Raw genomic sequence first — 13,691 nt, 5'->3', positions numbered from 1 at the left:
GTGGGCCCTTATCCGCGAGGTGTCACAGCCGCATCCGTCTTCACCAGGGCAGGTGATTTACCGGATACGGGAGATGGGCTTGCTGGTTGATTGCCCGCTTCGACGGCCTGGCGCTGACGGGTCAGGGCCGCGACGGTTTCCGGGTCGGCCATCGGCGCGTCTTGCGGGGCGACCACGGCGCCCGGACGCACCCGCTGCAGGCCGTTGATGACGATGCGGTCTTCCTTGTTCAGGCCGCTGCGCACGATGCGCAAGCCTTCGAGTTTCGGCCCCAGTTCAACGTTGCGGTACAGGGTCTTGTTGTCCTGATCGACCACCAGCACGAACTTCTTGCCCAGGTCCGTGCCCACCGCTTCGTCCTTGATCAGCAGGCCCGAGTAAGCCGCGCTGCCCACCAGTTTCAAGCGGGCATACAGGCCCGGGGTGTATTGGCCATCGGCGTTGTCGAACACCGCGCGGCCACGGATGGTGCCGGTCTTGGGGTTGACCCGGTTGTCGACGAAGTTCATCTGCCCCAGGTGACTGTTGCCCTCCTCGTTCGACAGGCCCATGTACACCGGCGTGGTCTGGCCGCGCTGGCCCTGGCGAGAGAGCTGGCCGTACTTGAGGAACAGGCGCTCATCCGCATCGAAATAGGCGTAGACCTTGTCGGTGGAGACCACGCTGGTCAGCGGTGTGGTGTCGGCGGTGACGATGTTGCCGGCAGTGATTTCGGCGCGGCTGACGCGGCCGGTGATCGGCGCGGTGACACGGGTAAAGCTCAGGTTCAGCCGTGCCAGATCGAGCTGGGCCTGGATGGCATCGACGCCGGCCTTGGCCTCTTGCGCGGTGGTGGTGCGGGTGTCGGCCAGTTCGGCGGAAATCGCATTACTGCCCAGCAGGCGCTGACCGCGCTGCGCTTCATTGGCGGTGCGCACCAGCGTGGCCCGGGCTTGTTGCAACTGGGCTTCGAAACGATGCACTTCGTGTTCGAACGGCCGTGGATCAATCTGAAACAACAAGTCGCCCTTCTTCACCAACGCGCCATCGGTAAAGGCGACCTGCACGATCTGCCCCGATACCCGTGGCCGGACCTCGACCGTTTCCGGCGCTTCCAGTCGGGCGGTGACTTCATCCCACTCGGTGATGGGCTGTTCGATAACCTTGGCGACCGTGACATGGGGTGCCCCCGGTGCATTGGCGGCGACAGGCGCGCGGTCGCACGCGGTGAGCATGGTGAGCGCCAATGCGGCAAACGGATAACGAAAAGCTTTGAGTGACTGTTCCATGGGGGTGTCCGCCAGACGGTTAAGGGATTTTCGGAGTCTCGGCCTCGCGCGAGGCGTCGACGAATCGAACAAAGTGAACTTGGGTATCAGTATTAATGATGAACGTCATGTATAAGGGCAAAAAAAGGCAATCGCCCTGCTCAAGCCTTGGTATTGGTGATTGCACTGCACACGCAATCCAATGCCGGGCCCAGCGTCTGCGCGACCGAAATGGCGCGGGGCGTGGGCCGCATTTCCCGGCCCATGCGCTTGAACAAAGGGTCGTTGAACAAGGCCCGCAAACGCCTCAGCGCCCCGCTGACCGCCGGTTGGCCCATCGAGAGCCTTGATGCCGCCCGGGTGACGTTGCGCTCCTGGATGAGGGCTTCGAACACCACCAGTAGATTCAGGTCGATACTGCGCAGATCATGACGTTTCATAACGTGTCCACCTAGTATTTGCGCAGACGATATATTACGACCATAATCAATACAAGCCTCTTGGCGACGACTTGCACAACGCAAGGCCCACCTGGCCCCGGGAGCAGCTGATGAAAGTCACGAAAGACAAGGCCGCGGCGAACAAAGAAGCCATCCTGACCGCAGCGTCCCGTCTGTACCGCGAAAAAGGCATCGACGGCATCGGCATCGGCGAGCTCTCACGCTCGGTCGGGCTGACCCACGGCGGGTTCTACGGGCAATTTCCCGGCGGTAAGGAACAGCTGGCATCGGAGGCCGTGACCCGGACGTTCGAGACCAACATCCGCAATTGGCAGAATGCCAAATCGATTCCGGAACTGGTGAAGGGTTATCTGACCCAGAAACACCTGGACAACTGGACAGAAGGCTGCGCGATCCCCGCGCTGGCGGCCGATGTGGCGCGCACCGGCGGCACCGTCAGCCAGTCATTCACCCAAGGCATCGAGCACTTTATTGAAATCCTGATGCCTTTGGTTGGAGGCGAAACTCAGGAAGAAAAACTTCAGCAGGCGCAGCAGGTCATCGCCTCGATCGCCGGCGCCATGCTCATCGCCCGGGCGGTGGACAAACCTGAGTTGGCGAAGCAGTTTTTGAGGTCGGTGATCAACGGTTGGCCGTCCTGAAAGCCGCCAAAAACAAAAAAAGCACCTGAGGTGCTTTTTTGTTGGCGCTATTTCAACGGGATAAAGCCGCCACATTGGCCCGTGCCATGTGCAGTTTTTTATAGCTGTCGATCAGGCGCAGGTGCCTGTCGAGCCCCTCCAGTTTCATGCTTGTCGGCGTCAAGCCGAAGAAACGCACGCTGCCGTTCACCGAACCGATCGCGGCATCCATACGTTCGTTGCCAAACATGCGGCGGAAATTGGCTTCGTAGTCCGCCAGTTCCAGATCCTCGTCCAGCTCCATCTCCAACACCCCATTCACGGCCTGGTAAAACAGCCCGCGCTCGACCGTGTTGTCGTTGTACTGCAGGAACATCTCCACCGCCTCTTTCGCCTCTTCGTATTGCTGCAAGGCGAGCCAGATCAGCAGCTTCAGCTCCAGGATCGTCAGCTGACCCCAGGCGGTGTTGTCGTCGAATTCGATGCCGATCAAGGTGGTGATGTCGGTGTAATCATCCAGCTCGCTTTCCACCAGACGCTCGACCAGGGACTTGAGTCCGGTCTCATCCAGACTGTGCAGATTCAGGATATCGGCACGGAAGAACAACGCTTTGTTGGTGTTATCCCAGATCAGATCGTCGATCGGATAAATCTCGGAATAGTCCGGCACCAGGATGCGGCAGGCGGTTGCGCCGATATGCTCGTACACCGCCATGTACACTTCCTTGCCCATGTTTTCGAGAATGCCGAACAAGGTCGCGGCTTCCTCGGCGTTGGAATTTTCACCCTGCCCCGAGAAGTCCCACTCCACAAATTCGTAATCCGACTTGGAGCTGAAGAAGCGCCACGACACCACACCGCTGGAGTCGATAAAGTGCTCGACGAAGTTATTCGGCTCGGTGACCGCATGGCCTTCGAAGGTAGGCTGAGGCAAATCATTGAGGCCTTCGAAACTGCGGCCTTGAAGCAGTTCCGTCAGGCTGCGTTCCAGCGCCACTTCAAGGCTTGGGTGCGCGCCGAACGAGGCAAACACGCCGCCGGTACGCGGGTTCATCAAGGTGACGCACATCACCGGGAACTCACCGCCCAGGGACGCATCCTTCACTAGCACCGGAAAGCCCTGTGCTTCCAGTGCCTGAATACCGGCCAGAATCCCCGGGTACTTCGCCAGCACTTCCTGCGGCACATCCGGCAGTGCGAATTCACCTTCGATGATTTCGCGTTTTACCGCGCGCTCGAAGATTTCCGACAGGCATTGCACCTGGGCTTCGGCCAGGGTGTTGCCGGCGCTCATACCATTACTGAGGTACAGGTTTTCGATCAGGTTGGACGGGAAGTACACCACCTCGCCATCCGACTGGCGTACGAACGGCAGCGAAACGATGCCGCGCTCTTCATTGCCCGAGTTGGTATCGAACAGATGCGAGCCACGCAACTCGCCATCGCGGTTGTAGATCTTGAGGCAATACGCGTCGAGAATTTCAGCCGGCAATTCATCCTTACGGCCGGGCTGGAACCAACGCTCGTCCGGGTAATGCACGAACGGTGCATTGGCGATCTCTTCGCCCCAGAACTGATCGTTGTAGAAAAAGTTGCAGTTGAGTCGCTCGATAAACTCGCCCAGCGCCGACGCCAACGCGGCTTCCTTGGTCGCGCCCTTGCCGTTGGTGAAACACATCGGCGAGTGTGCATCGCGGATATGCAGCGACCAGACATTGGGCACGATATTGCGCCACGAAGCGATTTCGATCTTCATACCCAGGCCGGCCAGAATGCCCGACATATTGGCGATGGTCTGCTCCAGCGGCAGATCCTTGCCCACAATGTAAGTGCCCGCCTCCGATACCGAATGGGGCATCAGCAGCGCCTGGGCATCGGCATCGAGATTTTCCACTTCCTCGATCACAAACTCAGGCCCGGCTTGCACCACCTTCTTCACCGTACAACGGTCGATGGAGCGCAAAATGCCCTGGCGATCCTTGTCCGAGATATCCGCCGGCAACTCGACCTGAATCTTGAAAATCTGGTTGTAGCGGTTTTCCGGATCAACAATGTTGTTCTGCGACAGGCGGATATTATCCGTGGGGATGTTGCGGGTTTCGCAGTACAACTTCACAAAGTACGCCGCACACAAGGCCGACGAAGCCAGAAAGTAGTCGAATGGACCCGGTGCCGAACCATCGCCCTTATAGCGGATTGGTTGATCGGCCACCACGGTGAAGTCATCGAACTTGGCTTCAAGTCGAAGGTTGTCGAGAAAGTTGACCTTGATTTCCATGCGGGATTACCAGAATAGCGAGCTAACAAATTGGCCGCCATTATCCGGGTTTTCCGGCGGATGTATTGTCCTTTCAGCGAAAACCTGGGGTTTGGGGCAGCCCGACTACGCAGTCTGCGAAAAACCGGCCCAAACGCTACAATCCTGCCTTTTCACCCAGAATCAGACAGGCAGTAAAGACATGGCGCTCGACCCACCCACAATGCTGGCAATCTCCACCGCCCTCGCAGCCGCCGCGGCGCTGTACCTGGCGATCGAGTGGCGCAGCATTCGTGAATCCTCGCCGCCCGCCAGCCTCGCGGCCTTGATCGAGCAAGGCGACGCGGCACTGTACGAATCCAAGCGGAGCGGACGCGACAGCATGCGACTGGTCGATCGGACCCTGGCCAGGCAAGAACCGCTGCAGGCAGGTTGATTGGCTGTTTGCAGGCAGCCATCCGCGATTTCAAGCATGTGACGGGAAGTGCGGCAGGACGTATTCGCCGAGTTCTTCGAGGATTTCGCCATAGGGTTGACGGCTGACCTTGGGGTTGAGCGCAATATGCGAGACACCGGCGGCTTGCGCTTGCTCCAGGTAATCGCGCAGACCGTTGCGCCCCGCCCGGAAGCCACCCTGGATGCGCTGGAATGGCTGGTTCGGGTTGTCGCTGAGGTCGAGATACCCGCCCAGCCCCAACGGTTTGAAGGCGTTCCGGCCCTCAGCCACTTTCACCAGACCGTGCCAGCTCTCACTCAATGACGCCAACCGCTCCGGGCTCTGCACGCCGGCCAGATAGCCATCAAGGTGTTGCGCCAACCATTCGATACTCTGCTGGGCCTGACCGACAGCAATCGAGGGAACGCGCCCGTACGGCGCTTTCGGCACCAGATCCAGGGCTGCGGGGGAACCGCCGAAGCGCTCGGACCGGAACCGCGGAAAGCTCTGCTCGATCAGGGTGCGAAACACGGAAAAGGCATCACGGTAGCGATCGCCACGACTCTCATAATCAATGCCCAGCATCGGGTAGTCACTGTATCGATCCCCCGAGGACAGCCCGAGTACCAGCCGGCCTTCGCTGAGTTGATCCAGGGACGTCGCCTGTTTGGCCAGGTACATCGGCTCGCGGGTAGGCAGTACGATGCCCGTGGTTCCCAGGACGATGCTGCGAGTGGCGGCGGCCAGGTACCCGATATAAACCAGTGGCTCGAAGATCTGCGCCACATCGCCATAACCTGGATCATAGAAAGGAATGTCCCGCATCCACAGCGCGCCAAAGCCCAGCGCTTCGGCGCGCTGTGCCATTTCCACGTGACCATGCATGGTCGGGGCGGGTCGGCCGGCATGGGTTTCGAGGGGCAAGATCAACCCGACAGTGAGCGCCTGCGGTTGAAACAGCCGCTGAAAACCAGGGTGACGCTCAAGTGAAGGATGAGGGGTCGGCGAGATGGCGGGATGGGCTTGCGGCGCAATGTGTGTGAAGGAAGTCATGATGGCAGTCCCGTTGAGTAACGATGACTGACATGCTCATTGAATCCACAGCCTGGATAAACCGCTGCCGGCGACCGTTACCGGGGCCGCAGAGTCCCCAATGCCATCATGTTTCCCAAGGCACCCCGGGTGCCCAACGTTCAACCAGCAGATCGATGAATGTGCGCACGCGTGGGGACAGGTGCCGCTTGCTCGGGTAGACGATTCTTATGGGATCGGGCGGTGCACGGAAGGGTTTAAGCACTTCCACTAACGCGCCTTCGCGCAGATCGTTGCCGGTAATGTAGGTCGGCAGATGAATCAGGCCGATACCGGCCAGCGCCGCTTCCCGCATGGCTTCGGAACTGTCGATGTTCAGCCGCCCAGGCTGTTCGTGCAGATGAAGGCCGGCCGGTGTTTGATAACGCCAGACGCCAGTCCGCTCGCCACTGGTGAACGCGATGGTGTCATGCCCGGCCAGTTCAGCGGGCGTTTGCGGTACACCGCAGCGGGCCAGATAAGACGGCGAGGCACAGGTCGCGAATTGCTGCCAACCGACGGTGCGGGTCAATAATTGTGAGTCGTCTTTGGGCACACCAATGCGTATGGCGACATCGACCCCCTCTTCGACCAGATCGACAAAGCGATCGGTAAACCACACGTCCGCGCGCAACTCAGGCCACTGCTTCAAATAAGCATCAAGGATCGGCAGGACATGACGCTGACCAAAGGACAACGGGGCCGTGAGTTTAAAGGTGCCGGTCGGTCGCCCACGGCGCAAAGCCATGGTCGCGTCCACCTCATCAAGGTCCTCGAGAATCTGCCGCCAGCGTTCATACGCAACCTGCCCCTCGTCCGTCAGGCTCAGTTTTCGCGTCGTGCGATTGAGCAGCCGTGTGCCCATCCGCACTTCCAGGCGAACGATGCTTTTACCCACCGCAGATCGGGTCAAGCCGAGTGAGGCCGCCGCCGCAGTAAAGCTTCCGCTCTTCACGGCTCCGACAAACGCGGTAATGTCTGCGAATCGGTTGGCTTCCATTGTTGGCTAGACTCCAGGAAAGACCCGGGTGGTCGCGGGACTTGTAGCCTTCAAAGAGTAGTGTTTGCCAGTGACTCAAGGGTAAAAACTTCAGCTCATCAGGAAACCCGCAAGTATGCCGGGCATCCCGAGGCCTCAAGTTCCAACCATGAGTGACGACGTAGTCCTTACATCACAAAGGAGCGTGAGCCATGAAGATCAAGCATCTGCCTGTCGCCATCAGCGTTTTTTTCACACTGAGCGGTTCAAGTTGGGCGGCCACGCCCGGGGCCCCAGACACGATCCGGTTCGAGGGCGCCATCGTCGAACGCAGCTGCAGTTCCGGCCTGAGTACTCAGGCGACCGTCAAGCTGAACACCTGCCCTGCGCTCGGCCGCGCCACGGTTGTCAATGTGCGCAACGTCGACCCGCTCAGTGCTTCCGCCCAGGTCACGGTCAAGCTGCTCGCCGACAGTGGTCAAGGTCGCTATTACGATCAGCGTTACGCGTTGGTGGACGCCACAGGTGCGCCGGTTCGGTCCGGGAATTACCTGATGACGATGACCCTGCCCTGACCAACCGCTACTGAACGCCCAGACCCTGGATCAGTGCATGGTGTGACGGGGCAATGCAATGGAGATCAGCGCTGCAAGCAACACGAATGCGCTGGATATCCATAAGCACGGCCCCAGTCCATAGACCTGATAAACCCCGCCGGAAAGCACCGTGCCGATCAGTCGTCCCAAGGCGTTCGACATGTAGTAAAAACCCACATCCAGCGAAACGCCGTCTTCCTTGGCGTAGGACACGATGAGGTAGCTGTGCAGCGACGAATTCACCGCGAACAGCGCACCAAAGATCATCAACCCACCCAGCAATACCATGTGCCGTGACGATTCGCTGTCCAGCCCAAGGGCAATGGCCGCCGGCACGCCCGCCAGAGCCAGTGCCCACAGAAATGCCGAACGGCCATCGGGTACATGCCCACGTTTCTTTCCGGTGATGTTGGGCGCAAAAGACTGAACGATGCCGTAGCCAATCACCCAGGCCGCCAGAAAGCCGCCGACCTCCCAGAAGTCCCAGCCGAAGACGCTGCTGAGGTACACCGGCAAGGCCACCACGAACCAGACATCGCGGGCACCGAACAGAAACATCCGTGCCGCAGAAAGGACATTGATCGCCCGGCTCTTGGACAGGATGTCGCGAAACCTGGGCTTGGCTTTGGCCTTGCCCAGGTCCTTCTTCAACAGGATCAGGCTGCTGATCCAGATCAGCGCCAGGACACCGGCCATGGCCAGCAACGCCCCCTTGAAACCGATCAACGCCAGCAAGGCCCCACCGAGAAAGAAGCCGACACCCTTGAGTGCGTTCTTCGACCCAGTGAGGATCGCCACCCACCGGTAAAGCGTGCCCTGCTGCCCTTCAGGAACCAGAAGCTTGAGAGAGCTTTTGGCACTCATTTTGTTCAGGTCTTTGGCAATCCCGGACAACGCCTGAGCAGCCATCACCCAGGGGATGGTCAGCAAGGCCGAGGGCACTGTCAGCATCAACAGCGCCGCGACCTGCATGCCCAGCCCGATGTTCATGGTCCGGTTCAGCCCCAACCGGGCCCCAAGGTAGCCACCCAGCAGATTGGTAATCACACCAAAGAATTCGTAGAACAGAAACAGCGCCGCAATTTGCAGCGGGCTGTAGCCCAGCCCGTGAAAGTGCAGCACCACCAACATGCGCAAGGCGCCGTCGGTGAGGGTGAAGGCCCAGTAGTTGCCCGTGACGAGCAGGTACTGGCGCACTGACGGCGCGAGGGCTGGCAACGCTTTCATGACCGCTCCTCAGACTGCCCCACCGACCATTCTGGCCAGCTCGACGGTGCGGTTGGCATAGCCCCATTCGTTGTCGTACCAGGCATAGAGTTTGACCTGGGTACCGTTGACCACCATGGTCGACAGCGCATCAATGATCGATGACCGCGGATCGGTACGGTAGTCGATGGACACCAGTGGACGCTCCTCGAACCCGAGGATGTCCTTTAGCTCATGCTCGGAAGCGTCCTTGAGAAATTTATTCACCTCTTCGACCGTGGTGGCACGCTCGACTTCAAAGACACAGTCCGTCAGCGAAGCGTTGGCCAGCGGCACGCGCACCGCATGACCATTCAAGCGCCCGCGCAGCTCAGGGAAGATTTCTGCGATGGCGGTGGCCGAACCGGTGCTGGTGGGAATCAGGCTCATGCCTGAGGCTCGCGCACGGCGCAGATCCTTGTGCGGCTGATCGAGAATGCTTTGGGTGTTGGTCAGGTCGTGGATGGTGGTGATCGAACCGTGGCGAATGCCCAGCTTCTCGTGGATGACCTTCACCACGGGCGCCAGGCAGTTGGTGGTGCACGAAGCCGCAGTGACGATGCGATGTTCAGCCGGTTTGAACAGTTGGTGATTAACGCCCATGACGACGTTCAACGCGCCTTTTTCCTTCACGGGCGCGCAGACCACCACACGTTTAACGCCCTGATCCAGATAAGCCTGCAACACCGCCACGGTTTTCATCTTGCCGCTGGCCTCGATCACCAGATCGCAACCCGACCAGTCAGTGTCGGCAATCGCCTTGTTCGCGGTCACTTTGATGCGCTTGCCGCCAATCACCACATGATCGTTTTCCGCGCTGGCTTCGTTGTGCCAACGACCGTGTACAGAGTCGAAGTTGATCAGGTGCGCATGGGTGACCGCATCGCCGGCCGGATCGTTGATCTGCACGAATTCGAACTCTGGCCAGTTCCAGGCCGCTCGCAGCGCGAGGCGACCGATCCGACCGAAACCATTGATGCCAATTTTGATAGTCATGTTGTTGTGCTCTGTGTCGGAACAGGGGTGTTGTGACAAGATGAAAAATCTTCAGATGGAGCGCTGGTTGACACGTTTCATGAGTTCTTGCGCCGATTCCTTGCGCTCGGAATAACGGTCGACCAGATAGTCCTGACGGTCGCGAAGCAGCAGCGTGAATTTCACCAACTCCTCCATCACATCAACGACACGGTCGTAGAACGCAGAAGGCTTCATCCGGCCGTTATCGTCGAATTCCATATAGGCCTTCGGCACGGAGGATTGGTTGGGGATGGTGAACATGCGCATCCAGCGTCCCAGCACTCGCAGTTGATTGACCACGTTGAACGACTGCGAACCACCACACACCTGCATGACGGCGAGGGTTTTGCCCTGGGTCGGGCGGACGGCGCCCATGGCCAGGGGCACCCAATCGATCTGCGCTTTGAACACTGAGCTCATGGCGCCATGACGCTCTGGAGAACACCAGACCTGACCCTCGGACCACAACACTAAGTCACGCAGTTCCTTCACGCGTGGATGATCGTCAGGAGCATCATCTGGTAGCGGTAAACCCGACGGATTGAAAATCCGCGCCTCGGCACCGAAATGCTCCAGCAGTCGAGCGGCCTCCTCGACCAGCAGACGGCTGAAAGAGCGCTCGCGGGTCGATCCATACAGCAGCAAAATACGTGGTTTATGGAGGGAGGTCTTTTCGATACCGAGCCTGTCTGTCGATGGAAGATCAATCAGTTCGGTTTCGAGTTGGGGGAGATGGTCATCAAACATGGTCGTTGTCCTGTGCAGCGGCGTTCATGTGGTCCAAGGCGAAATCAAAGGTTCCAGTTTTAACAGCAGGCGAGTGCCCGTTCAGGACGGTCGCCCATCTCGTCAAGGCGCTTGGCATCAGGACTTAACCAATGCTGGTTGCTTTCGAGCGCCGTGGTCAGCACTTGATGAACCCAATCCGGCAGATTGGGGTGCAGTCGGTAATAGACCCATTGGCCTTGCCGACGATCCGCCAACAGGCCACACGTTCGCAGTTGTGCGAGGTGTCTGGAGATTTTTGGCTGACTCTCGTTCAACGCACAGGTCAACTCGCAGACACACAGTTCTCCTTCGCGAGTGATGAGCAACATCGTGCGCACCCGAGTGTCGTCAGCCAGGCATTTGAAAACAGTGATCGGTGTCAGAGGGTCAGTGATGGCGCTCTCAAGGACGCTGCTGGTCATCTTGAAATCTCATTTCATATACGATTTTCCGAATATATGGTTTTTCGCATATAAGTTAAAGCGTCTTCGGCAGATTAATATCTCGATCCATTGTTGTTTGAACAGGGAAGCGACTCCATGGCCAACCCCAAGGGCGAACACCGCGGCGCCTGGTCGGTGTTTCTGGTCTTCCTGCGCCTGGGGCTGACCTCCTTCGGCGGGCCCATTGCGGCCTGCATCGCCTTGCTTGAACCGTCCGCCTGGGGCCAGGTCAGCGTGATTGTCGCCGCCGGTGTTGCCGGTCTTGTGCTGTTCAACCCCAAGCCGCGTGACGGGCACGATCCGCTCCCGATCACCATCAGCCATCGGGCGGGAGCGATCTGGCTGTCACTGTTTTTCATATTGCTGGCGGGTCTGCCGCTCTTGACCCAGTTGCTGCCCAATCAAACCGTAGCCATGACGGATGCCTTCTACCGCTCCGGATCACTGGTATTCGGTGGCGGTCACGTGGTTCTGCCACCGCTGCAAGCCGAGGTCGTGCCCTCCGGCTGGATCAACAACGAAGTTTTCCTGGCAGGATATGGCGCCGCGCAGGCCGTGCCAGGTCCCTTGTTCACGTTCGCCGCGTTCCTTGGCGCATCGATGAGCCAGGCCCCGTCCGGCTGGATCGGCGGCCTCCTCTGCCTGCTGGCGATTTTCGCCCCGTCCTTTCTGTTGATCATGGGCGCCATGCCCTTCTGGGAACGGTTACGCCAGAGCCTGCGCGCACAGGCTGCGCTGGCCGGCGTGAATGCGGCAGTGGTCGGCCTGCTGTTGGCCGCGCTCTATCGGCCTGTCTGGACGAGCGCCATTTTCCAGGCGCAAGACGTCGGCCTGGCCCTTGTCGCGCTGGTGGCGCTGATGTTCTGGAAACTCCCGTCCTGGCTGGTCGTCATCGGCAGCGGGGTCGCGGGATGGTTGTTGAGTGTTGTGTGGTGAGGGGGAGAAATCATCTCGAACCAATTTCGTTCAAGCAAAATGCACGATTTCACCGGTAATCATCTAGGCTTCGGTGAGTGGTGCACGCTGCTACATCGGGACAAGCAGCACACAAAGGACCCCTCCCCATGCAAGCCATAACAACATTGCTCAAGCGCCTGCAATCGGGAGCGAGCGACTCGATTGCGCCGACCAGACAACCCAACCTCCTGCGCTGGTTTTCGATCGTCAGCTTCATTCTTATCAGCGCCATCGCGGTTGGCCTGGGTGCGATATCGACCCGTTACCTGGTCACCGAAAGCCTGGAGCGCGACGCGCTGTTGTCGGCACAGTTTATCCAAACCATCGCCAAGGGCGAGATACGCCACCACGAACTGACCGGCATGCGGATGGGCGATGTCCTGGCGGCCACCGATTACGGAATGCTGTCGCAGGAAATGTCGCAGAACAGGCAACGTGCCCGCTCCGAGTTTCTCGACCACCTTTCGCACCTCCCGGACTCACTCCTGATCAGCATCTACTCCCCGCTCCGGACCGTGATGTGGTCGACCAATCCGCGGCTGATCGGGAAAAAATTCCTCAACGACGAGGCGCTTGAAGCGGCCTTCAGCTCCAAGGATCGGGTGTCCACCCGCTACAGCAATGCCGATGAAATCCGTCCCGAACAGCAATTTTTGCACCCGCCAAAAATGTTCTTCATCGAAAGCTACATCCCCCTGGTCGATGACCTGGGCAATACCCTGGCGGTGGTGGAAATCTACAAGGAGCCGGTCGACCTGATCGAACGCCTCGACCGTGGTCACTGGATTATCTGGTCATCCACCGCGGTGGGCGGCCTGCTCCTTTACTTAGGGCTCTACTGGATTGTCCAGCGGGCATCGAACCAACTGGCCTCCCAGGAGGCGCAACTCGTCGCCAACAAGACCTATGTGGGCCTGGTCGAAATGTCCACGGCGGTCGCCCACAGCCTGCGCAACCCCTTGGCCTGCATCCGTTCGAGCGCAGAATTGGCGAACGAGATGAAGGGGCAACCCGCGAAGAAGAACATCGACGATATCGTCAGCCAGGTTGACCGGATGGCGCAGTGGGTGCATGAGTTGCTGCTGTGCCTGCGACCGATCCGCGGAGAGGCGGAACTGGTGGAGCCGATGGAAGTGGTACAGGCCACGCTGACCAGCTTCAGCCCGCAACTGACGCAATCAAACATCCAGGTCAAATTCAAAAATGAGCCCACCCCCAGGATCATCAGCAATCCGCTTTTACTGTCGCAGATACTCAATAGCGTCATCGCCAATGCCATTGAGGCGATGCCCGAAGGCGGCAAACTGAGCATTCACGCCAGCGTCGATGAAACCCATCAATGGCTGCACCTGATCATTGACGATACCGGGGATGGCGCTTCGCGGCAGCAGGAAATGATGGCGTTCAAATCTTTCTACACCACGCGGCAAGGCAGGTTGGGCATCGGGCTGATAATGGTGAAACAGATCATGGAAATCTTTGGTGGAGAAGCCGGCCTGACCCACCACGAACAACAGGGAACCTCCGTGCAGTTGAGCTTCAAGGTGGTGGAAAGAAGGGCCAGTGTGTTGAGCTAACCTTTAAGGTCCCCAAT

Annotated in this window: 12 protein-coding genes and 2 pseudogenes; 5 read left to right on the top strand and 9 right to left on the bottom strand. The window is 59.1% G+C overall.

Going from position 1 to position 13,691, the window contains the following annotated elements; translation table 11 throughout:
• Positions 1-8 precede the first annotated feature (8 nt).
• A complete protein-coding gene (gene mexE, locus FFS64_RS17510) occupies positions 9-1,268 on the bottom strand; it encodes a multidrug efflux RND transporter periplasmic adaptor subunit MexE (RefSeq protein ID WP_137806430.1) in 1,260 nt (419 codons plus the stop codon).
• A gap of 140 nt (positions 1,269-1,408) precedes the next feature.
• Positions 1,409-1,687, bottom strand: coding sequence for a LysR family transcriptional regulator (locus FFS64_RS17505; RefSeq protein ID WP_137806429.1), 279 nt, complete (start codon positions 1,685-1,687; stop codon positions 1,409-1,411).
• A gap of 110 nt (positions 1,688-1,797) precedes the next feature.
• Between FFS64_RS17505 and FFS64_RS17500 the strand changes: the two genes are divergently transcribed.
• On the top strand, positions 1,798-2,349 hold the full coding sequence (locus FFS64_RS17500) for a TetR/AcrR family transcriptional regulator (protein WP_137806428.1): 552 nt from the start codon (positions 1,798-1,800) through the stop codon (positions 2,347-2,349).
• Positions 2,350-2,401: 52 nt separating this feature from the next.
• Here the strand turns inward: FFS64_RS17500 and FFS64_RS17495 are convergent, their stop codons facing one another.
• Positions 2,402-4,606, bottom strand: coding sequence for an OsmC domain/YcaO domain-containing protein (locus FFS64_RS17495; protein WP_137806427.1), 2,205 nt, complete (start codon positions 4,604-4,606; stop codon positions 2,402-2,404).
• A gap of 283 nt (positions 4,607-4,889) precedes the next feature.
• On the opposite strand from FFS64_RS17495, the pseudogene FFS64_RS17490 reads away from it, so the two are divergent.
• Positions 4,890-5,021, top strand: a pseudogene (locus FFS64_RS17490) (GGDEF domain-containing protein); the annotation flags it as partial.
• Positions 5,022-5,051: 30 nt separating this feature from the next.
• On the opposite strand, the gene FFS64_RS17485 reads toward FFS64_RS17490, so the two are convergent.
• Entirely contained in the window at positions 5,052-6,074 is a 1,023-nt protein-coding gene (locus FFS64_RS17485) for an LLM class oxidoreductase (RefSeq protein ID WP_137806426.1), read from the bottom strand.
• 106 nt (positions 6,075-6,180) lie between these two features.
• Entirely contained in the window at positions 6,181-7,092 is a 912-nt protein-coding gene (locus FFS64_RS17480) for a LysR family transcriptional regulator (RefSeq protein ID WP_137806425.1), read from the bottom strand.
• 191 nt (positions 7,093-7,283) lie between these two features.
• On the opposite strand from FFS64_RS17480, the gene FFS64_RS17475 reads away from it, so the two are divergent.
• Positions 7,284-7,646, top strand: coding sequence for a type 1 fimbrial protein (locus FFS64_RS17475; RefSeq protein WP_137806424.1), 363 nt, complete (start codon positions 7,284-7,286; stop codon positions 7,644-7,646).
• Between the two features lie 30 nt (positions 7,647-7,676).
• Here FFS64_RS17475 and arsJ read toward each other — a convergent pair whose 3' ends face one another.
• Genes arsJ through FFS64_RS17455 form a run of 4 tightly spaced genes read right to left on the bottom strand, consistent with a single transcriptional unit; the run spans position 7,677 to position 11,092 of the window.
• Positions 7,677-8,894, bottom strand: coding sequence for an organoarsenical effux MFS transporter ArsJ (arsJ, locus tag FFS64_RS17470; protein WP_137806423.1), 1,218 nt, complete (start codon positions 8,892-8,894; stop codon positions 7,677-7,679).
• 9 nt (positions 8,895-8,903) lie between these two features.
• Entirely contained in the window at positions 8,904-9,908 is a 1,005-nt protein-coding gene (locus FFS64_RS17465) for an ArsJ-associated glyceraldehyde-3-phosphate dehydrogenase (RefSeq protein WP_137806422.1), read from the bottom strand.
• Positions 9,909-9,959: 51 nt separating this feature from the next.
• The gene (gene arsH / locus FFS64_RS17460; protein ID WP_137806421.1) at positions 9,960-10,676 is read right to left on the bottom strand and encodes an arsenical resistance protein ArsH; all 717 of its coding nucleotides are present in this window, start codon (positions 10,674-10,676) and stop codon (positions 9,960-9,962) included.
• A gap of 59 nt (positions 10,677-10,735) precedes the next feature.
• Entirely contained in the window at positions 10,736-11,092 is a 357-nt protein-coding gene (locus FFS64_RS17455; RefSeq protein WP_137806472.1) for a metalloregulator ArsR/SmtB family transcription factor, read from the bottom strand.
• Positions 11,093-11,323: 231 nt separating this feature from the next.
• On the opposite strand from FFS64_RS17455, the pseudogene chrA reads away from it, so the two are divergent.
• Both chrA and FFS64_RS17445 read left to right on the top strand, forming a co-directional pair.
• A pseudogene (gene chrA / locus FFS64_RS17450) lies at positions 11,324-12,076 on the top strand (chromate efflux transporter); the annotation flags it as partial.
• A gap of 128 nt (positions 12,077-12,204) precedes the next feature.
• Entirely contained in the window at positions 12,205-13,674 is a 1,470-nt protein-coding gene (locus FFS64_RS17445; RefSeq protein ID WP_137806419.1) for a HAMP domain-containing sensor histidine kinase, read from the top strand.
• Positions 13,675-13,691: the final 17 nt, after the last annotated feature.

The organism is Pseudomonas sp. G(2018) (assembly GCF_005502415.1).
Lineage (GTDB): Bacteria > Pseudomonadota > Gammaproteobacteria > Pseudomonadales > Pseudomonadaceae > Aquipseudomonas.
Note: the sequence above shows the minus strand (reverse complement) of the source record. Positions and strands in the feature narration are given on the sequence as shown.